This window comes from Rhizorhabdus dicambivorans (genome assembly GCF_002355275.1).
Taxonomy (GTDB): Bacteria; Pseudomonadota; Alphaproteobacteria; order Sphingomonadales; family Sphingomonadaceae; genus Rhizorhabdus; species Rhizorhabdus dicambivorans.
This window is the reverse complement of record NZ_CP023449.1, coordinates 3,329,145-3,348,185: the sequence shown is the minus strand read 5'-3', so window position 1 is coordinate 3,348,185 and position 19,041 is coordinate 3,329,145. Positions and strand designations below refer to the sequence as shown.

General features: G+C 64.1%; 17 protein-coding genes. 12 read left to right on the top strand and 5 right to left on the bottom strand.

Annotated elements, in window-relative coordinates; genetic code table 11:
• The first annotated feature begins 34 nt into the window (after positions 1-34).
• The 11 genes from CMV14_RS15800 (at position 35) to CMV14_RS15755 (ending at position 10,571) form a co-directional block, all read left to right on the top strand.
• Positions 35-898: an ArdC family protein gene (locus CMV14_RS15800; protein WP_066970288.1), complete on the top strand. Its 864-nt coding sequence runs from the start codon at positions 35-37 to the stop codon at positions 896-898.
• 74 nt (positions 899-972) lie between these two features.
• Complete coding sequence (locus CMV14_RS15795) at positions 973-1,425, top strand: ArsI/CadI family heavy metal resistance metalloenzyme (RefSeq protein ID WP_066970291.1); 453 nt, start codon at positions 973-975, stop codon at positions 1,423-1,425.
• Positions 1,425-1,781 carry an ArsR/SmtB family transcription factor gene (locus tag CMV14_RS15790; protein WP_066970295.1) on the top strand — a complete coding sequence of 119 codons (357 nt, stop codon included), beginning with the start codon at positions 1,425-1,427 and terminating at the stop codon, positions 1,779-1,781. Before CMV14_RS15795 ends, CMV14_RS15790 begins: the two co-directional genes overlap by 1 nt.
• A complete protein-coding gene (locus tag CMV14_RS15785) occupies positions 1,778-2,305 on the top strand; it encodes an arsenate reductase ArsC (RefSeq protein WP_096367739.1) in 528 nt (175 codons plus the stop codon). The genes CMV14_RS15790 and CMV14_RS15785 overlap by 4 nt, the downstream gene beginning before the upstream one ends.
• A complete protein-coding gene (gene arsB / locus CMV14_RS15780) occupies positions 2,302-3,366 on the top strand; it encodes an ACR3 family arsenite efflux transporter (protein WP_066970392.1) in 1,065 nt (354 codons plus the stop codon). Before CMV14_RS15785 ends, arsB begins: the two co-directional genes overlap by 4 nt.
• Before the next feature lie 348 nt (positions 3,367-3,714).
• A complete protein-coding gene (locus CMV14_RS15775; RefSeq protein WP_066968428.1) occupies positions 3,715-4,008 on the top strand; it encodes a DUF3363 domain-containing protein in 294 nt (97 codons plus the stop codon).
• 158 nt (positions 4,009-4,166) lie between these two features.
• On the top strand, positions 4,167-6,122 hold the full coding sequence (locus CMV14_RS15770; RefSeq protein ID WP_066968426.1) for a DEAD/DEAH box helicase family protein: 1,956 nt from the start codon (positions 4,167-4,169) through the stop codon (positions 6,120-6,122).
• Positions 6,113-6,298, top strand: a complete 186-nt coding sequence (locus CMV14_RS26500; protein ID WP_139114776.1) for a hypothetical protein — start codon at positions 6,113-6,115, stop codon at positions 6,296-6,298. The genes CMV14_RS15770 and CMV14_RS26500 overlap by 10 nt, the downstream gene beginning before the upstream one ends.
• Complete coding sequence (locus CMV14_RS15765; RefSeq protein ID WP_066968424.1) at positions 6,298-8,235, top strand: ATP-binding protein; 1,938 nt, start codon at positions 6,298-6,300, stop codon at positions 8,233-8,235. The genes CMV14_RS26500 and CMV14_RS15765 overlap by 1 nt, the downstream gene beginning before the upstream one ends.
• A gap of 3 nt (positions 8,236-8,238) precedes the next feature.
• Positions 8,239-8,724 carry a hypothetical protein gene (locus tag CMV14_RS15760; protein WP_066968422.1) on the top strand — a complete coding sequence of 162 codons (486 nt, stop codon included), beginning with the start codon at positions 8,239-8,241 and terminating at the stop codon, positions 8,722-8,724.
• Positions 8,721-10,571, top strand: a complete 1,851-nt coding sequence (locus CMV14_RS15755) for a DUF262 domain-containing protein (protein ID WP_066968420.1) — start codon at positions 8,721-8,723, stop codon at positions 10,569-10,571. The genes CMV14_RS15760 and CMV14_RS15755 overlap by 4 nt, the downstream gene beginning before the upstream one ends.
• On the opposite strand, the gene CMV14_RS15750 is transcribed toward CMV14_RS15755, so the two are convergent.
• The 5 genes from CMV14_RS15750 to dndB are packed head-to-tail and all read right to left on the bottom strand — an operon-like array spanning position 10,561 to position 16,703.
• Positions 10,561-11,736: a cysteine desulfurase family protein gene (locus CMV14_RS15750; protein WP_066968418.1), complete on the bottom strand. Its 1,176-nt coding sequence runs from the start codon at positions 11,734-11,736 to the stop codon at positions 10,561-10,563. The two genes, CMV14_RS15755 and CMV14_RS15750, sit on opposite strands and share 11 nt — an antisense overlap.
• Positions 11,737-11,742: 6 nt before the next feature.
• Positions 11,743-12,117 (bottom strand): DNA sulfur modification protein DndE, encoded by a 375-nt coding sequence (gene dndE / locus CMV14_RS15745; RefSeq protein ID WP_066968442.1) that lies wholly within the window; start codon positions 12,115-12,117, stop codon positions 11,743-11,745.
• Complete coding sequence (dndD, locus tag CMV14_RS15740; RefSeq protein ID WP_066968416.1) at positions 12,098-14,110, bottom strand: DNA sulfur modification protein DndD; 2,013 nt, start codon at positions 14,108-14,110, stop codon at positions 12,098-12,100. The genes dndE and dndD overlap by 20 nt, the downstream gene beginning before the upstream one ends.
• Positions 14,107-15,591: a DNA phosphorothioation system sulfurtransferase DndC gene (gene dndC / locus CMV14_RS15735; RefSeq protein ID WP_066968414.1), complete on the bottom strand. Its 1,485-nt coding sequence runs from the start codon at positions 15,589-15,591 to the stop codon at positions 14,107-14,109. The genes dndD and dndC overlap by 4 nt, the downstream gene beginning before the upstream one ends.
• Positions 15,591-16,703, bottom strand: a complete 1,113-nt coding sequence (gene dndB, locus CMV14_RS15730) for a DNA sulfur modification protein DndB (RefSeq protein WP_066968412.1) — start codon at positions 16,701-16,703, stop codon at positions 15,591-15,593. The genes dndC and dndB overlap by 1 nt, the downstream gene beginning before the upstream one ends.
• 301 nt (positions 16,704-17,004) lie before the next feature.
• Between dndB and CMV14_RS15725 the strand changes: the two genes are divergently transcribed.
• The gene (locus CMV14_RS15725) at positions 17,005-19,041 is read left to right on the top strand and encodes a conjugal transfer protein TraG (RefSeq protein ID WP_066968410.1); all 2,037 of its coding nucleotides are present in this window, start codon (positions 17,005-17,007) and stop codon (positions 19,039-19,041) included.

The following is a 19,041-nucleotide window of genomic DNA, read 5'->3' as shown; positions in this document are numbered from 1 at the left end:
GGATGGTCCCCGGCGCGAGAACGGAGAACAGATCATGTCAGCCTCACAACGCTCAGACGTCTATGCTCGCGTCACGCAAGCGATCGTCGACGCCATCGAAGCCGGCACCGGCACCTGGCGCATGCCATGGCATCATTCCGGCGCCGACGTCACCCGCCCGACCAACGTCGCCAGCGGCAAGCCCTATCGCGGCATAAATACGGTCTCGCTCTGGGCGGCCGCCTATGGCAGCGGCTATGCGAGCGGGGTCTGGGGCACCTATCGCCAGTGGCAGGCGCTCGGCGCGCAGGTCCGCAAGGGTGAGCACGCCAGCCTCGGTGTCCTCTGGAAGGAGTTTCACGCGAAGGGCGACGACGCCAGCGACGATGACGACCATCGACGGCTTTTCGCCAAGGCGTTCGGCCTGTTCAACGCCGATCAGGTCGATGGCTATGCGCCCAAACCGGGGCCGGACCTGCCCGAGAGCGAACGCCTCGCCGCCGCCGAAGCCTTCATCGCCGCCCTCGGCATCGATACTGTCTACGGCTCGGCCAGCGCCTATTATCACATCGCCGAAGACCGCATCCACATGCCGGATTTCAGCGCCTTCCACGACGCTCACGGCTTCTATGCCACCCGTATTCACGAGGCCGCTCATGCCAGTGGCGCAGCCCATCGGCTCGACCGGGATTTCAGCGCCAAGTGGACCAGGCACGCGCTCGCGATGGAGGAAGCGACCGCCGAGCTGACCGCCTCGTTCCTGCTCGCCGATCTCGGGATCGCCCACGAGCCGCGGCCCGACCACGCCGCCTATATCGCTTCCTGGCTCCAACTCCTGAAGGATGAGCCGCGGGCGATCTTCACCGCAGCCAGCAAGGCGCAGGCCGCCGCTGACTGGATGCACGCCCAGCAGCCATGAGCGTCGTGCTCATTGACTCGATGATATTACGGATATACTCGTAGTGTCATCGAGTCGTTATCAGGAGCCATTCCATGAAGCGCATCCATCTGCACGTCAGCGTGCCCGATCTCGGCGCGTCGATCCAGTTCTACGAGACGCTGTTCGGCGCCGCGCCCGTCGTCGTGAAGGACGACTACGCCAAGTGGATGCTCGACGATCCCAAGGTCAACTTCGCGATCTCCGAGCGCGCGCGCGCGGCCGGCATCGACCATATCGGCATCCAGGTCGACAGCGCCGATGAGCTCGGCGCGCTCGCCGGTCGCCTCAAGGCCGCCGGGGCGGAGACGTTCGATCAGGAAGCGACCACCTGCTGCTACGCGCAGTCGGACAAGAGCTGGGTCCGCGATCCCGCCGGCGTGCGCTGGGAGACCTTCTTCACCTTCGGTGAGGCGACCAGCTACGGCGAGGACGAGGTGCTGCCCGAGCCCGCCGCGGCCTGCTGCGGCCCCGCCGATGCGCCCGCGCCAAAGCAGGCGTGCTGCTGATGGACGCGAACGCTGCCGTCGCCTCGCTCTCGGCGCTCGCGCATCCGGGCCGCCTCGAGGTCTTTCGCCTGCTGGTCCGCGCCGGCGCCGAGGGCATGGCCTCGGGCGATATCGCGCGCGCGACGGGCCATGTCCCGCAGACGCTCTCGGGCAACCTCAACATCCTCGGCCACGCCGGGCTCGTGTCGTCGCGGCGCGAGGGCCGGTCGATCATCTACACCGCTGATTATGCCCGCATGACCGACCTGCTCGGCTTCCTGATGGAGGATTGCTGCGGCGGCGCCCCGGAGATCTGTGCTCCGCTCGCCGACGTGGTCACCAGGGCCGCCTGCTGCCAACCCGGAGCCGTTCAATGACCGACCGTGTTTTCAATGTCCTGTTCCTCTGCACGGGTAACTCGGCCCGCTCGATCCTCGCCGAGAGCGCACTGAACAAGCTCGGCGAAGGCCGGTTCCGCGGCTATTCCGCAGGCAGCTTCCCCAAGGGCGCGGTCAACCCCGACGCGCTGAGGCTGCTGGAGCGCATCGGTTACCCGACCGAAGGCCTTCACTCGAAGAGCTGGGAAGAGTTCTCCGTGCCGGACGCGCCGGTGATGGATTTCGTGTTCACCGTTTGCGACGATGCGGCGGGCGAGACGTGTCCGGTCTGGCCCGGCCATCCGATGACCGCCCATTGGGGCATCGAAGATCCGAGCCATGTCGAGGGCAACGACATCGAGCGCGAGCGCGCCTTCGTGACAGCGCTGCGCTATCTCGAGAACCGCATCAAGCTGTTCATGGCGCTGCCGTTCGACCAGCTCGACGTGATGGCATTGAGGGCACATGTCCGCGAGATCGGTCAGGGCGAAGGCGCGAGCAACCGGCGCGGGGACGCCGCGTGAGCGATGCCGCCGCGGCGGCGAAGCCCGCGATCGGCACCTTCGAACGCTATCTCAGCCTCTGGGTCGCGGCCTGCATCGTCGTCGGCATCGCGCTCGGCTATGCGCTGCCCGGCTTGTTCGCGCGCGTCGCCGCGGCCGAGATCGCGAACGTCAACATCGTCGTCGCGGTGCTGATATGGCTGATGATCGTGCCGATGCTGCTCAAGATCGACCTGGGCGCGCTGGGATCAGTCAGGCGGCACTGGAAGGGCGTCGGTGTCACGCTTTTCATCAACTGGGCGGTGAAGCCCTTCTCGATGGCGCTGCTCGGCACCTTCTTCCTCGGCTATCTGTTCCGCCCCTGGCTGCCCGAGGCCGAGATCGGCTCCTATATTGCCGGCCTCATCCTGCTCGCCGCCGCGCCTTGCACGGCGATGGTGTTCGTCTGGTCCAACCTGTGCGAGGGCGAGCCTAATTACACGCTGAGCCAGGTCGCCTTGAACGACGTCATCATGGTGTTCGCCTTCGCGCCGATCGTCGCGCTGCTGCTCGGGGTCGCGTCGATCACGGTGCCGTGGGACACTTTGCTCATCTCGGTGCTGCTCTACATCGTCGTGCCGGTAATCGCCGCGCAGCTTGTCCGTCGCGCGCTGCTGGCCTCTGGCGGACAGCCGGCGCTCGATCGCCTGCTGGCAGCGCTCGGCCCCGTATCGCTGATCGCGCTGCTCACCACGCTGGTGCTGTTGTTCGGTTTCCAGGGCGAGGCGATCATCGCGCATCCGCTGGTCATCGCGCTCATCGCCGTGCCGATCCTCATCCAGGTCTATTTCAATGCCGGGCTCGCTTATTGGCTGAGCCGCCGCTTCGGCGTCGCCTGGTGCGTCGCCGCGCCCGCCGCGCTGATCGGCGCGTCCAACTTCTTCGAACTCGCCGTCGCCGCGGCGATCAGCCTGTTCGGCATCGGATCGGGCGCGGCGCTCGCCACCGTCGTCGGCGTGCTGGTCGAGGTGCCGGTGATGCTCTCGGTCGTCGCGCTCGTGAAGAAGACGCGGCCCTGGTATGAGCGGTCGTTGCCTGCATAATCCTGCGCGGCGCGTTCGCGATCATCAACGATAGAAGACCTGGGCGGCCGCTCTCTCTCGGGATCGGCCGCCCAGTCGCATAGGCGATCGGCACGGGCTTCGCCCGCACCCAGCGGTCGCCGCTGGCGCGGCGGCGCTGTTCGTCGGGCCTCCCTCAAGGCGGGAGTGGTCGGCGCTCCCTTCTAGGCCCGCCACGGCGCGCTGCAAGTCCGGCTGCGCCGGACTGCTCCATTGCATTTCGCCCCTGCGGGTGCAGCCCGCCGCTTCGGCGGGCCTCTCCGGTCGCTCTCGCCGCCCACCCCCGCCTCGGGGGAGGCCATGGGGTTTTGGGCAGTGCTGGAGGCACCGATGGATTTCACCTTCCAACCGCCGTTTTTGGCTGGACTGTCAGGATATATCGCCGAGGTCGGCAAGCCTTTTGTGGAGGCGCGGCCGGGCGACAGGATCGACGGTCGATTAGTGCGCCGGATCGACCTCGCGAGCGGGCGGTTTGCGCTTGTCGAGAACGCGAAGGAATTCACGCTCGTGCCCTGGCGCCCCGTGCTCGAAAATCAGCTCGGCAAATCGGCATCAGGGATCATGCGCGCAGACGGTGTCAGTTGGCGCTTCGGGCGCGGACGAGCCGGTCCGGAGATTTCGTGATTGTGCGCTGGTATCGCTGGCAGGGTAGCGTCTCCAGCGGTTGGCCGCTACTCTCGGGTCCAAGCGAAATTGTCTTGCCGGGCGCCGAATCAGGCAGCGAAGCCCGAATGGACGGGGGTAAGACGGCCAAGCATGTTTGTGACAGACCCGGGACCGGCGTGAGTTTACGCCAGCTTCCCACCGATCCGCATCTCGCCACCTCGACCAGCAAGCTGCTGGATTGCTTTTACGTGCCCGCGCTCAAGCAGTCGATTGTCTATGACCGCGGCGTCGGCTTCTTTACCTCGCACTGGCTGCGACTGGCCGCATCGGGCTTGGCAGGCCTCGCGGCGAACGGCGGCCGGGCGCGGATCATCGCCAGTCCGATGCTCGATCGCGACGACTGCGTGGCTCTTTCGCAAGGCGCTGACGCGCGCGCCGATCCAAAACTCAAGGACGCGCTCGACCGCGCTATCTCGGATCTCGAGCAGGATCTGGCGACCGACACGCTCTCCGCGCTAGCCTGGATGATCGCTGACGGGCTGCTCGATTTCCGGATTGCCATTCCCACGGCCGATCTTGATGGCGATTTCCATGACAAATTTGGCATTTTGCGCGATAGCGAAGGCGACGCAGTCGCGTTCCACGGTTCGCCCAACGACAGCGCTCAGGCGTTCCGCAACTATGAATCGATCAGCATCTATTATTCGTGGATCGATCGGCGCGAAGCGAGCCGGGTGACCGCCGAGTCCGCGCGCTTCGACCTGCTCTGGTCGAACGGTGACCTCAATTTGCGGGTCTATCCGCTCCCCGATGCGGTCAAGCGCAACCTGATCGCCTTCACGACCCGCCTGCCGCGCCCCTATGCGCCGCCTAAACATGAGCCGCAGAGCGACCGCTGGATTCACCAGAAGGAAGCCTCTGCCACCTTCCTCAAGGAACGTCGCGGCATTCTCGAAATGGCGACCGGCACCGGCAAGACGCGGACTGCGCTTTCCATCCTCAACGAACTCGGCGAGCGCGATCTCGTCGAAACGACTATCGTTTCAGCCTATGGCACCGACCTGCTCGACCAATGGTACAAGGAGCTGGTCAAGCATAGCGGCATTCCGGTCTATCGCGCCTATGAGCAGCATCGCGAGGCTCAGGCATTCTTGAATTCACCGCGCGGCGCGGTGCTGCTGACCGCCCGGACCAATCTCGCCGAGGTGCTGCCGCGCCTTGATCCGGCAGTTTTCGCCAAAGCCCTGCTGATCTGCGACGAAGTTCATGGCATGGGCTCGCCGGCGCTGGTCGCGGCGTTGACCGGAAAATTGCAGTGTTTCGCCTACCGTCTCGGGCTCAGCGCCACCCCCGAGCGGATCTACGATGCCGACGGCAACCGCTTCATCGAAGAAGAGATCGGACCGGTCATCTTCCGCTTCGGGCTCGAGGAGGCGATCCAACGCGGCATTTTGTGCGAGTTCGACTATGTGCCCCTGCCTTATGCCCTGTCGGACGACGATAAGGCTGCGGTGCGCCAGGCGATCAAGCGCTATCACGCCAAGGCCCGCGCCGGTGAGGCGGCACCGATCGAGGCGCTCTACCGCGACATTGCTCGGGTCCGAAAGCTGAGCCGGGAGAAGGTCGCGCCGTTCGAGGCCTATGTCGAAGCCAACCCCTCGGTCCTCGATCGGTGCATTATCTTCGTCGAGACGGCCGAATATGGCGCATTGATCCAGCCGATCCTGATGCGCATGCGCAGTGACTTCCACACCTATTATCAGGATGACGATCGCGACAATTTGCGGCGCTTCGCCAAGGGGCAGCTCGAGTGTCTGCTGACTTGTCACCGCATCTCCGAGGGCATCGACATCCAGTCGGTCAACAACATCGTGCTGTTCGCCTCCGCACGCGCCCGGCTCGAAACCGTGCAGCGGCTGGGCCGGTGCCTGCGTGTCGATCCCGCCAACCCCGACAAACGCGCCCGCGTCGTCGACTTCGTCGAGCACAAGCCCGACGATGTCGATGATCCGACCGGTGAACTCGGCGCCGACGAGGAGCGTGAAAGCTGGTTTCTTGCGCTATCGTCGCTTCGCCACGATCATACGCCGAGCAGCGGCGCGTCGAGGGAAGGAACGAGCGGGTGCAGTTAGATCCGGCCATTTCAGAGGCGATGGACGCCGTGCTGGCCGGGCATCCCGATCAGTCGGACACGTTTCAGCGCCGGTATCGCAACTTGGTCGAGCTGGTCCTCGGTGGGAACTACCAGGACGCCGATGTTCGCCGGGTGATGGAGCTGCTCAGCGTCAGCCTTGAGGTTGACGACTGATGGATGTTCGTCTGACCGGCTGGAAAGCCAAGAATCTCCGCGGCGGCCTGCGCGATGTCGATATCGACCTCGGCGATAACCCCAGTCGCTGGACGCTCATCCAGATGCCGAACGGCACCGGCAAGACGACGACGATGGAGCTTTTGCGCGCAACGCTCAATGGCGTCGACCTGCCTGCCAAGACCGTGCGTGAGCTGCGTGCCGACGATCATGTCGAGACAGGCTTCTTCGAGGCGCGCCTGCTAGTCGACAGACAGCCCTATCGCCTCCAGCTCGAGCTGGATTTCCGGGACGGCAGCGCAACCCCATGGACGGTGCAGGAAAAAGAACGCGGCGGGGGCCGGGAGGAAGGCCGCAACCTGCCGGCTGACCTTCGGACGTTGCTCAAACCAGCGCTGACCGAGCTCTTCGTCTTCAACGGCGAACTGGCGACCGACATCATCGATCTCACGAAGTCGTCCGCCGCCGGTGCAATTCGGGCATTGTACGGTTTGGATACGCTCGAATCGGTCACCAAGCGCGTCGACAGCCTGATCGATCTCGAGCAGCGCCGCGCCGCCGCGATCACAACCGCAAAAGAACGCAAGGGCATCAACCAGCTCAAGAATGCCTTTGACGAAGCGCGGAGCACCAACGCGCGGCTGGAACAGCAGCAGAAGTCCACGTCGGCCCGACTGGTGGAACTCGAGCAAGAGCGCGCGCGGCTGCAGGCCGATATTCAAGAGCGCATGTCCGAGGATGCCGGTCTGCGCGCCCAAATCGAGGCGCTGGACGAAAAGCAGCAGGAGGTCGACGCGAACGCCGTTGATCTCAGTCACCAGGCGTTGGAGGCGCTGCGACGGCCCGCCTATGTTCATCCAACCCTGCTCGCCCGGCTCCAGAATCTTGGCGGCAAGCTCTATGAATTGAAGCTGCCCGAAACGATCTCGCGCGAGTTTTTCAGCGAACTCGCCCAGCAGGAGCGGTGCGTTTGTGGCAGGCCGATCGGTCATGACGAGCGCGACGAGATCGTGAGCGGCGCTCAGCGCTATCTCGCGCAGGACCAGATTTCGGTAATCAATCAGATGAAGCTCGCGCTTCGCGAGAGCCAAGGCGACCCCGACGAGCTGTCGACCACGGTGGCGTCGCTCCAGGCGCAGCTCGACGAGCGCCGCCGCATCAAGGCGGAACGCGATCGCCTCGCCTCCGAGAAGATCGCAGAGGGCGACGAAGTGCTGCGGAAACTGCGCGAGGACGTCGCCGGCCTGTCCGATGAGATCACGGCGCTCTCGGGCACGCTCGAGCGTCTCACCACCAAGGATCCAAGCCGGCAGCGTGCTCTGCGCCTCTCCTGGGAGACCAATCAGCCGCTTTGCGAGATCGAGCTCAAGGCGCGCGACAATCGGCTTCAGACGGCGACACGGACACGGACCTTCGCGCTCCAGGGCGAAAAGCTGAAGGCGATCGTGCTCGCGACCAGCCGTCAGGCACTCGACATCCTGCGCGAGCGCGTGCGGCTTTCGACGAACGACAAACTAGCCCGTATTTTCGCCACCGAAAAAATTGAGGTCGGTCGGATCGGCGGCAGCCTCGAACTCAGGACCGCTGGGCTCGGCGTCAAGGGCGGGGCCAGCGAAGGCCAGAAGCTAGCCATCGCCTATGCCTTTTTAACCTCGCTGCTGGCAGAGGCGCCTTACCGCCTTCCGTTCATCGTCGACAGCCCCGCCGTCTCCTTGGACGCGGCCAATCGGCGCGAGGTCGGAGCGCTGATCCCGGACTTTTTCAACCAGATGGTCATGTTCGTGATCTCGACTGAACGCGAGGGGTTCGCCGAGGCCTTTTACGATCGACCGAGTGCCGACGTCTGTTTTCTGACCGTAACCCCCAAGGGCGGCGGATCCGTCGACATCGCCGAGGGTCTCACCGCCTTCAAAGCCTTCCACGCGAAGGAGGGCTGATCGATGAGCTTCACTCTCCCCGCAAATGCCCGCAACTTCTTCGGCTTCGAGGGGCCTCGCGCATTCGCGCGGTCCCAGACTTCGAAGCGCGATACGTCGGCACGCTTCCTGCTGTTCGATGCCTTTTATTGCTGCATGCTGCTCGGGCTCGATCAGGCGAAACTCGGCGACGTCAGTCGCCTTGAGGCGGCAAATTTCATCATCGGCTATCCCGAACCCTACAAGGGCCAAGCCGAGCTGATCGCCGGCCTTCTAGTCGATGCCGAGATCCGTCGCCTCGAGATTCAGCCCGACGATCGCGACGACATCGAACGGCAGATGGTGCACCTGCTCGATCTCTCGTCGCCCTCGCGCCTTAGCGTCGATGGCGACGATCTCCTCAATCGCTATGCCGTGTCGGGCTTCGACCGGCTCAAAGCTGCGATGACCGAATGCGACAATCTTGAGGACTTCCTGGTGGGCTACCACCGCATCTGGGCGCAATCATGAGCGACGAAGACCATGGCCGCGACCAAGCCTCGATGCAGATCCATTCAGGTCAGGTCAGCGTCGGCGACATGCTTTCCAACCGCGGCACGTTCGAAATCCCGAAATATCAGCGCAACTATGCTTGGGACGACAGTCAGGTTGTGTCGTTCCTGAAAGATCTGGACCTGTGTCGCGCCGGGCGAGAAGGAAAGAAGCGACGCCACCATTTCTTCGGGAGCATCGTCACTGCGGCAGCCCCCGTCGCCAACAGCACGCGCCAGAATAACGAGTTGATTGACGGCCAACAGCGCCTCGCGACTTTCATGATGCTGATGGTCCAGCTCAAGCAGGCAATGCTCCAGCTCGCAATCGAGGCCAAGGCCGCAGGCAATGAGCCGCTCCAGACCTTCCTCACCACCAAAGCCGGCATCATAGCCGACCGCTACGAGGCGTTCCGCGACACGATAAACATGACCGTGGTGCCGGTCCCACGCATTCGCATGTCGCTACCGGACCAGCCCTTTTTCGATGCGCTATTGCGCGGCGCCAATCCGCCCGCGACCCGTAAATCCCACACGCTCCTCGCAGCCGCGTTCGGAATGATCGGGCAGCATCTTGGTTCGATTGTGAATGCGATCGCCGATGCGACCGATAAAGCCGCCGCGCTTGAGATCATCATGCAGGTCGTCGAGCAGGACTGGACCGTCATCCACATGGCGGCAAATGAGCGCAAAGACGCGTACATGCTGTTCCAGGTGTTGAACGACCGCGGCCTCAGCCTCACCGAAGGCGAACTCTTACGCGCGAGCACGTTAGAGGCGATTGAGCCGGTTGCGCCCGCGAACGTCATGGAGGCGGTCGAAAAGGATTGGGACGACATTCTGAGCGGCCGCGAGCTCGAAGTCCGCAAAGGCCTGCAATGGGTCTACGCTTCGCAAGTGGGGGATTGGCCGGGCCGCTCGACTCTGTTGGCCGATCTCACGCGCAACCTCTTTCCGCCGCTTGCTGCCGAGGCCGCGCTGACCCGGGAACAAGGCGATGAAGTAGCGCGCTCGGTTGCATCGCTACGGCACGATTTCAGCATTCTCAGCGACATCATGGGCGGTGAATGGCCATTGCCGGCGCATCAAGCGATTCGCGCATGGGACAAGGACCGGCTCCGCCTGCTCGTTGTGCATCTGCGCCAGGTTGATTGTCTGCCGCTGCTTATCGCGGCAAGCACGCTCACGCCCCAGCGCTTTTCGGATATCGTACAGGCGCTCGAACGCTTTTGCTTCCGGTACAGCATCATGGTCGACGGTCCGCCACTTGAGGCAATCGCGATTTACAATCGCCACGCCGTAGATATCCGACGTGCGCCCGACGATTATCGGCCCGGTGCGCTAATTCAGGATCTATCCGACCTCGTCGCTCGCCTCGCGCCGGACGAGGTGTTCAAACAGCGCCTCGAGGCGCTGCACTACCCCCGATCGGAAAGCCGCAAGCCGCTCAAGTATTTCCTGACAACGCTCGAACATTATGTCCGCTGGTTCGACGATGGCGCCCAAGGTCGGCCCGATTGCCGCGACAGGACGCGGGTGGTCGATTTCGAAAACAGCACGATCGAGCACATCTACCCAGAGCATGCAGCCCAGCCAGACCAAGCGCTTGAGCCGTATCTCGACAGTCTTGGCAATCTCACCATTCTGGGACCGGAAGACAATGACGCCGCCGGCGACAAAAGCTTCGCAGACAAAAAGCGCTATCTCGCGCCATCTCATAGTCTGCTCAATCGGCAGATCGCCGACGAGGCGGGATGGACCGTCGACGTGCTGTTGCGCCGCCAGGAGCGACTGGTCGAAATGGGGCTTAAAGTCTTCAGACCGTAGCAGTGACCGCCGTCGGCGAGCCCGCCAACCGGTTGCTCTCCGCGATGATCAACTCGCTCGCACGATCCATGTCTTCCGCAGTGGTGAACCGGCCCGGCGATATCCGGAAGGCGCCGCGCGCCCGCGCCGTATCGCCGAACATTGCGACCAGGACTGGCGATGTCTCGATCTTCTCGGTGGCACAGGCCGAGGAGGCTGAGAAACTGATCTCCTCGCGGAGGCGCCGGATCAGCGCTAGGGGCTCGACCCCAGGAATTGACATCGAAAGATTATTGGCGATCCGCCGCTCGGGATCGCCATTGAACAACACACCGGCGATTCCGGCTTCGAACCGCGCGCGCATCCGCGCCACCATTCCGCTCAGGCGCTCGGCATCTTTGCGCCCCTGGCGCGCGGCTAGCGCCATCGCCTCGCCCATGCCGACAATCGCAGGCGTATTGAGCGTGCCGGGTCTGAGGCCGCGTTCTTGGCCGCCGCCGAACTGAATCGGGGCCAGGCGCACGCGGGGCCGACGGGACCGGATATAGAGCGCGCCGATCCCCTTGGGACCATAGGCCTTATGCGCCGACAGGCTCGCCAGATGGACATGGTCGCGCTCGACGTCGAGCAGCCCATAGGCGCCGATCTGTGCGGCATCACAATGGAACAAGATGTCGCGCTGCGCGCAAATCGCGCCAATCTCGGCGATCGGCTGGCGCGTGCCCACCTCGTTGTTCGCCGCCATGATCGAGACCAGAGCGGTCTCGTCGCAGAGCGACGCCGCGAGTTCCGCCAGATCGACCCGGCCCGCTTCGTCGACACCCAGCACGGTGACGCGCCAGCCATCGCGTTCGAGCGCCCGGCACGGCTCCAGCACGGCGGGATGCTCGATCGCGCTGGTGACGATATGGCGCTTGTCCGGATGAGAGCGGGCGGCGCCGAGCAGGGCAATATTGTTGGCTTCGGTGCATCCGCTCGTGAACAAGATCTCGTTCGGCCGAGCGCCGATTGCGTCGGCGATCTGTTGGCGCGCCTGATCGACAGCTTGGCCGGCGGCATGACCATGCGCGTGCTCGACGCTCGACGCGTTGCCGAACAATTCTTCGAGATAAGGGAGCATCGCCGCGCGTACGCGCGGATCAACCGGCGTAGTCGCATTATGGTCGAGATAGATCCCGCCCGCCACGCCGTCTCACGCCGTCGGAACGAGACGCAGAACATCGGCGGGCGACTTGGCCCTGACCGACAATGTCCCGACACCGCGATGGATATGCCCGCGTAGCCGCGCGAGCAGCTCGTCATTTTCGAGTGCGTCGGCTGAGGTTGCCCCTTCCTCGACCCAGCGCAGCAACGCCGCGAACAACGCACCATATTCGCCGGTCAGCGTGTAGGCGTTGAACTCGGATCCCTCCTCGTCAGGCGGATAGGCACCGCCGAGCGGACCCTCCTCGAGCGAGGTCATCAGCGCGATTCGGCACAGCAGATTGGGGGTCAGCCCGGTGCGCTGGCGCAACGAGCGCAGCTTGCTGGTCGCGTCGCCCGAGATTCTAAGCTTGCTGTAATGCACGGCGGCCCTCCGCTGCATGGCTATCGGTGCCAAAATAGCCGGGCGTCACGTCGGTCCGGCCGTCGACCTGATCGAAATCGAGTCGGTAGCTGTGCGAGATGCTCGGCTTGAGCTTCGCGAGCAGCCCTTCGTCGATTTCGGTGTCGGTCGACAGTAGGATCACCTGATGCGAGGCGCGCGGGAAATAGCGCTCCACCAGCTTGGCACGGTGTTCGGAATCGAGCCGCGCAAGCGGCGTGTCGATGATCATCGGCAGCGGCCGGCCGCTTGTGCGCGCCAGCGCCCAAAGCATCGCGATCGCGTAGATCTGCTTCTCGCCGGCCGACAGCGACGCCTTCGGCATGGAGTTGCCGGCGCGATCGATCAGCGTGATGGCAAAGCTGGTCGGGTCGATCTCGACGTCGGCAACCAGATTCTCCTTGCGTGCAAGATGATTGAAGCAGCGCACGAACTCGCTCTTGAGCTGACCCAGTTTGTGGGTCAGGAGCCGCTCCTCATAGTCGGCCAGCGCCTGGGCGGCGCGGGCGGCCAGCGCGGAACGCATCTGCGCCTTCTCGGACCCTGCCTGTTCGCTCAGCAGTCGTTTCTGCTCACGCTCCAGCGTCACCAGCTGACCCTTAATGAGCTTCCATTCCTCCTGGCGCGCGGCCAGCACTGCCTCGGTGGCGCCAAGCCGGCGTTCGGTCAGTTGTAGCTCGTCCAACAGCAGTCCCGCCGAAGCACTATCGGCTCGGCCTAGCGCGGCCTGGAGCGCGCCGTCGCGGACGGAGAGCCGGTCCATTTCGGACAGGAGATCGGCCACGCGTGGCCGGACTATCGATTCGACCTCGTCAAGACGTGCGATTGCCGTCGTGCCGTCGCCGACCTCACGGATGGCCGGACAATCGGCCGTGGCGTCCGGCGCGCGGGTCCGCGCGCGCAGGAATCCCTCCAAATCGGCCCAATGGGCCGTGCTCCATTTGGCGTCGCGCGCGGGCACACCCTCGGCGCGCCATTCCACGATCGCATCCAGCAGCAGTGCGGTCGCGCCGGCATCATAGCCGGCACCGGCACCCGCCAGCGCATCGCGAAACGCGGCGGTGAGCTTGGGCGCCATCGCGAACGGCAGCAGTTTGTTGGCGGTGTCGCGCAACTCATGCTCAGCGTGCCCCATCGCACGGCGCACCTCGCCGCGTTCGGCTTCGATCTTGTCGCGCTGCACGGCCGCGTCGCCGCCTTCAGCGACGAATTGCCGTCGCACCTGCTCGGCGGCACGCGCCTGAGAATCGCGCTGCGAGACGAGTTCCGCGACATCATCACCCAGCACCGCCGCGCGCCGCTCGGCGACTTGGATATCGCGATTGACCGCTTCGAGCCATGTCGCCGTAGCGCTGTCATCATCCTTCTGATGGCGGGCGATATAGAGTCCGAGGTCGACCCGCAGCCGGCCGACGAGATCGATGCCAAGCAGGCTGCGAATGGCGGTGCCCAGTTGCTCGTCGTCGTCGCGGCCCTCGGCAATCTCGCTGATCTTCTCGCCATCGAAGAAGAAAAGCTGCGACACGCCCGGCGGAATCAGTTCCTGGAGGAAGCTGTGCCACTCCTCACGCGGCACCGAGGTGATCATTTCGCCGTCCTTCAGGAGATCGAGCGTCTCGACCACGCTGCGCCCCCGCGTCGCCCATTCGCGCCGAATCCTGTAGCGGTGAATGGTGCCGGCCTCGGCATAGTCGAACTCGAGCGACACCGCCGCACCCTCGCTGCCCGATGCCCGGTTCACCCGATCGCGCAGAAAGGCATCGTAATCGGCCTGGGCCACGCGCGCGCCGAGCGCGCGGCGCCCATAGAGCGCGAGTCGGACCGCTTCGAGCAGGGTCGTCTTGCCGACGCCATTCTTGCCCCCAATCAGGATGACAGGAGCGGTGTGGCCGTCCTTGCGCCTGGGGATGAGGTCGAGTGTGGTCGTGCCGGCGTAGACGCCGAAGTCCTGGAGCGTGACGTTACGGAGGATCACGCCGATACATCCTTGTCGAAATCGAGCGCCGGCTGCATCGCCAGCGCCTCCAGTTCCTCATCACCTTCGACCTCGTCAGCCTGGCGGCCGGCAAGCCGCTCTTCCAGAACCGCGTCGAGATCGCGCCACTCCTGCCGGAACAGATCCTCGATCCGCGTGTGTACGGCGTGGCGTCGCTTGAGACCGTGCGCCGCGCGCTCGACATCGAGCAGCTTGATGACCAGCTCGGTCGGCACGTCGCGGTCGCGGCAGAGTTCGTCGAGCAGGCGGCCGTCGTCGGCGGTGAAGGCGATGCTGTCCTCGATCACCCAATCGAGATCACGGCCCAACGTCTCGCGCACGATCAGCGGCACTGAGTCCGCCCAATCGCCGCGTTCGGCGCGCCATATGCGGCGGATCTCATGCAATTCAGCGTCATGCACAAGCAGAGTGTCGTCGCCTGGGGGAGCCTCGCGCTGGACCTTGAGCTGGGTTTCGAGCAGACGCTTGAGAAGCGTCTTGCAGAAATCAAGCGTATAGGGGCCGGGCACGGGCGTGTCGGTGCCCTTGATGAAAGCGACCTGACCACTGCGCCGCCGGAACTCGCGATAGAGCTTCTTCTTCTCGGGAAGTTGGGTTTCCGCAAGCATGTCGCGGAAATCGAGCAGGGGTTCGAGCCAGTCCTCGCCCGAATCGATCATCGCTTCCATCGAGCGGTCGCGCTCGACCACCGTGCAGACCCAGCAGCCGAACCGAGAATTGCCGCAGCTCGGCGTCGTCGTGTCGACCACGAGCGGGCATTCGCCGGCCTGGGCATTGCGGTACATCGCGACCAAATCGCGGTTGTCGTTGCCCCAGGGCGAGGGATGCTGGAGCAGGTATGTCCACACGTCGTCGGTCGAGAAGGGCTCGATCGGCGCATATACAAAGGCGTTGAGCAGCGAGGAATGGCGCGACAGCGCCGATCCCTTGATCTTGTGAAACGACATCACCTGCGCGCGGGTCGCGCTCTCGGAAGTGCGAACCCCGAGCACCATCACCACTTCACCGAACTCAGCGACACGGCCGCGAATGAAATCATTTGCGGGCTCGATCTTGAGCCGCTCCGTACACCATCGGAACCGCCGCGACGGCGCAGGGTAGCCACGCCCGATCATGTTGACCCAAAAGCTGCGGTCGACATTGGGGGTGACCTTCTCGGTCTTGATCGGCAGGCCCTGTTCGGCAGCGGCGCGCGCGATCCGTTCCAGAGTCACGTCGATATAGCGCACGATCACCGGCGTCTCGACCAGCGTATCCGAGCTGATCACATAGATCGGCTTCTGGCGCTGTTCGACCGGCAACTCCAGTAGCGCGGTCCACAGCATCTGGAGCGCGCAGGTCGAATCCTTACCGCCCGAATAGCCGACCACCCAGGGCCGATTGTCCGACAGATAGACTTCGCGGATTTCGCGGTAGCGGTCGGCTAAGCCGGTGCCGTCGAGTGCGGAAACCTTGGCCATCAGCTTGCCGCCCGGAGCTTGGGCATCTCGGCCGGCGCATAGAGGTCCTCGACGCGCTGCGCTTCGGGAGTGAGCGCCATACCGAGCGTGCGGACGATGAGATTGGTCACGAGCGTCACATTGTTCTTGGAGATGTTGACCTTGCCCGCGACAAGCGCCCGGTTGTCCCAAAGGGTCCGATTTGCGCGCGACCAATCGATATCCTTCAGGCGTGCGAGCCGCTTCTTCCAATCCTTGGGATGCGAGACGATCAGCTGCGATCCCGCCTTGCCGATCGCCTGGACCGCGACGCCATGAGCGTGGATGCAATCGCGCCTGAGTTCGTAGGTCGATACCTCGCGCTTTGCGACCCTTTGCCAATCCGGCATGTTCGCGATCACCTCGGTCCAATATTCGATCGCCAGCGGTTTGTCCTGCTCGTCGACTTTTCCCGAGCGTCCCTTGCCGATCAGTTCGATCGTCGCCTGATGAATGCTGCTCAGCGTGAAGAATTTCGTCGATCGGTTGGATATGCTCGTACTGTCATAGCAGGTGAAGTCGCGGAACAGCGGGATCGCCGCGACCACATCGCGCGACAGCGCCGCGAGCGCATCGCGATGATTGTAGAGCAGCTTAATCGAGCGGGTCGGCTTCACCGCATGGATGTTCAAGTCGGCGAACATCTGCTGCGACCGCTTGAGACCGCGATCCGCGAACACGACGACCGAAATCGTCTCGTTTCCGAGCGATGGCCGCTCGCGGATTGCCTCCTCGATCGCCGCGCGCCGATGCTGACCGTCATTGATCAGGATGGTGGCGCCCAGATCGATCCTGAGCTGACCCACCTTTCGCAGCGGGCCTTCGGCCGCAGCGGGCACGAACTCGATTTCGCCGTCGATCGACGCACACAACGAGGAGAGGATATATTCGTTGGCGTTGTTCGCGATGTAGCTCGCGATCGCCGGCACCCTGGCCTTGTTGAGGACGCGCTGCGCGCGCAGATCCGCCGGCATCGCTTCGTCGTCGAATTTGAACAGGCGCGGTACGACCTTCAGCGGCACCATGATCACATAATAGGCGCTGCCGGCTTGGACACCGCGGATGGCCGTAAATTCTAAGCTGTCCCCATCCATGTCCGCATTCCCTCGACGAGAACGGGACAGTGGCTTGATACGGTTTGGAAGTCAATTCTGAACCGATGGAAGTTTATTCCATGTCGATAGATAACTTCCACATTATGGCCTGATCCGTGCGGCGGAGCAACCGGGATGAGAGGGCCTGAGCCTCAAATCGGACTAAGGATCCACAGCGAAAACGGCGAGTCCGCCAATCGGTACGTGGCGGCCCCAGAGAGGCTCTGACGAAGCGCAGTGCGATCCCCGAAGTTAGCGCCCAAGCCCGCGCAAACTGATTCTGTTGCGGGCGGAGGCCCGCATGACCCCAACTAAATTGCTCATCGGACAGATTGTCGTAGTGTTCGCCATTGTGCTGGCGGGCGTGTGGTTCGCGACGCAATGGGCCGCAGCCGAGCTTGCCTACCAACCCGAGCTTGGCCGGCCATGGTTCAGCGCATTCGGCCGTCCGATCTATCTGCCGTGGGCCTTATTCGGCTGGTGGTTCTCGTTTGAGGCCTACGCTCCGACGATTTTCGAAGAAGCGGGCGCGATCGCTGCCGCGAGCGGCCTGATCGGATGCGCCGCTGCGATCTTCGGGTCGCTGTGGCGTGCCCGGCAGCGGCGCAACGTCACCACCTACGGGTCTGCACGCTGGGCAACCGCCAAAGACATCCGCGCGGCCGGTCTCCTGAAGGAAGCCGGCGTTTTTCTCGGACGGACCGGTCCGCGTTATCTCCGGCATGACGGTCCGGAACACATCATGGCGTTCGCGCCGACCCGGAGCGGCAAAGGTGTTGGCCTGGTCGTGCCCACCCTGCTCGGCTGGTCGGGCTCAGCGGTCATCCACGACATCAAGGGCGAGAATTGGCAGCTGACCGCGGGCTGGCGTCAGCGCTTCTCCCACTGCCTGCTCTTCAATCCGACCGATGCCCGCTCGGCGCGATACAATCCGCTGCTCGAGGTTCGCCGCGGCACCGACGAGGTGCGCGACGTCCAGAACATCGCCGACATCCTGGTCGATCCCGAAGGCGCGCTCGAACGCCGCAATCACTGGGAGAAGACCAGCCACTCGCTGCTCGTCGGCGCAATCCTCCACATCCTCTACGCCGAGGAGGACAAGACGCTCACCCGCGTCGCGTCCTTCCTGTCCGATCCGCAACGGCCCTTCACGGCGACGCTGAAGCGGATGATGACCACCAACCATCTCGGCACGACAGACGCGCCGATCGTCCATCCGGTCGTCGCATCAGCGGCGCGGGAAGTGCTCAACAAGTCCGAGAATGAACGCTCCGGCGTGCTGTCGACGGCCATGTCGTTCCTTGGCCTCTACCGCGATCCAACGGTCGCGATGGTCACTTCGCGCTGCGACTGGCGGATCGCCGATCTCGTCGAGGGCAAATCGCCGGTTTCGCTCTACCTGGTAGTGCCGCCGTCGGACATCAGTCGCACTAAGCCGCTGATCCGTCTTGTCCTAAACCAGATCGGCCGCCGGCTCACCGAGCACCTGCACGCCGAGCACGGCAACAACGCGGCTGCCCGGCACAAGCTGCTGATGATGCTCGACGAGTTTCCGGCGCTCGGTCGCCTCGATTTCTTCGAGACCAGCCTCGCGTTTCTCGCCGGCTATGGCGTGCGCGCGTTCCTGATCGCGCAGAGCCTCAATCAGATCGAAAAAGCCTATGGCGAGCACAACGCCATCCTCGACAACTGCCACGTCCGCATCGCCTTTGCGACCAATGACGAGCGGACAGCCAAGCGCATTTCCGATGCGCTGGGCACGGCGACCGAGCAGCGTGCCATGCGCAACTATGCCGGACATCGCCTCGCGCCCTGGCTCGCGCACGTCATGGTTAGCCGGCAGGAGACCGCTCGCGCGCTTCTGACTCCGGGCGAGGTGATGCAGCTCCCCGCGACCGAGGAACTGGTCCTTGTCGCCGGCACGCCGCCGATCCGTGCGACCAAGCTGCGCTATTTCGAAGACGGTATATTCAAGGCACGCGTACTGCCTCCACCACCGCACACGGCCGGCGACTATGTTGATCGACCGGCGTCGCGACCGGATGACTGGGCCGGCATTGTCCGTGGAACTGATGCGCGTCTTGGTGCCGCAGGCGACGAGGATGGCGATGACGTCGGCGGTGGGCTCGAACAGGCGCGCCATCCGAGCCAGGAACTTGATTGTCCGCTGACGCCAGATCCGACTGCTGCCGATCCGCTCGGTCTCGGTGCCGACGATGACGATGTCGCGGCCGACCAGCGCGCGATGGATCAGGCGCGAGCGCTGGGCACGGCCCGCACAGTCTATGCAATCGATGCCGCCGATCATCGGCCCGGCGACCTGCAGCTGGATCTCTGA

Bases quoted from the DNA above. Each gene is read 5' to 3' on its own strand.
- dndC (WP_066968414.1), bottom strand. From the start codon at position 15,591: ATGGCCAAGGTTTCCGCACTCGACGGCACCGGCTTAGCCGACCGCTAC.
- CMV14_RS15775 (WP_066968428.1), top strand. From the start codon at position 3,715: ATGGATTTCACCTTCCAACCGCCGTTTTTGGCTGGACTGTCAGGATAT.
- CMV14_RS15795 (WP_066970291.1), top strand. From the start codon at position 973: ATGAAGCGCATCCATCTGCACGTCAGCGTGCCCGATCTCGGCGCGTCG.
- dndB (WP_066968412.1), bottom strand. From the start codon at position 16,703: ATGGATGGGGACAGCTTAGAATTTACGGCCATCCGCGGTGTCCAAGCC.
- CMV14_RS15800 (WP_066970288.1), top strand. From the start codon at position 35: ATGTCAGCCTCACAACGCTCAGACGTCTATGCTCGCGTCACGCAAGCG.
- CMV14_RS15760 (WP_066968422.1), top strand. From the start codon at position 8,239: ATGAGCTTCACTCTCCCCGCAAATGCCCGCAACTTCTTCGGCTTCGAG.
- CMV14_RS15790 (WP_066970295.1), top strand. From the start codon at position 1,425: ATGGACGCGAACGCTGCCGTCGCCTCGCTCTCGGCGCTCGCGCATCCG.
- CMV14_RS15725 (WP_066968410.1), top strand. From the start codon at position 17,005: ATGACCCCAACTAAATTGCTCATCGGACAGATTGTCGTAGTGTTCGCC.
- CMV14_RS15785 (WP_096367739.1), top strand. From the start codon at position 1,778: ATGACCGACCGTGTTTTCAATGTCCTGTTCCTCTGCACGGGTAACTCG.
- CMV14_RS15765 (WP_066968424.1), top strand. From the start codon at position 6,298: ATGGATGTTCGTCTGACCGGCTGGAAAGCCAAGAATCTCCGCGGCGGC.
- CMV14_RS15755 (WP_066968420.1), top strand. From the start codon at position 8,721: ATGAGCGACGAAGACCATGGCCGCGACCAAGCCTCGATGCAGATCCAT.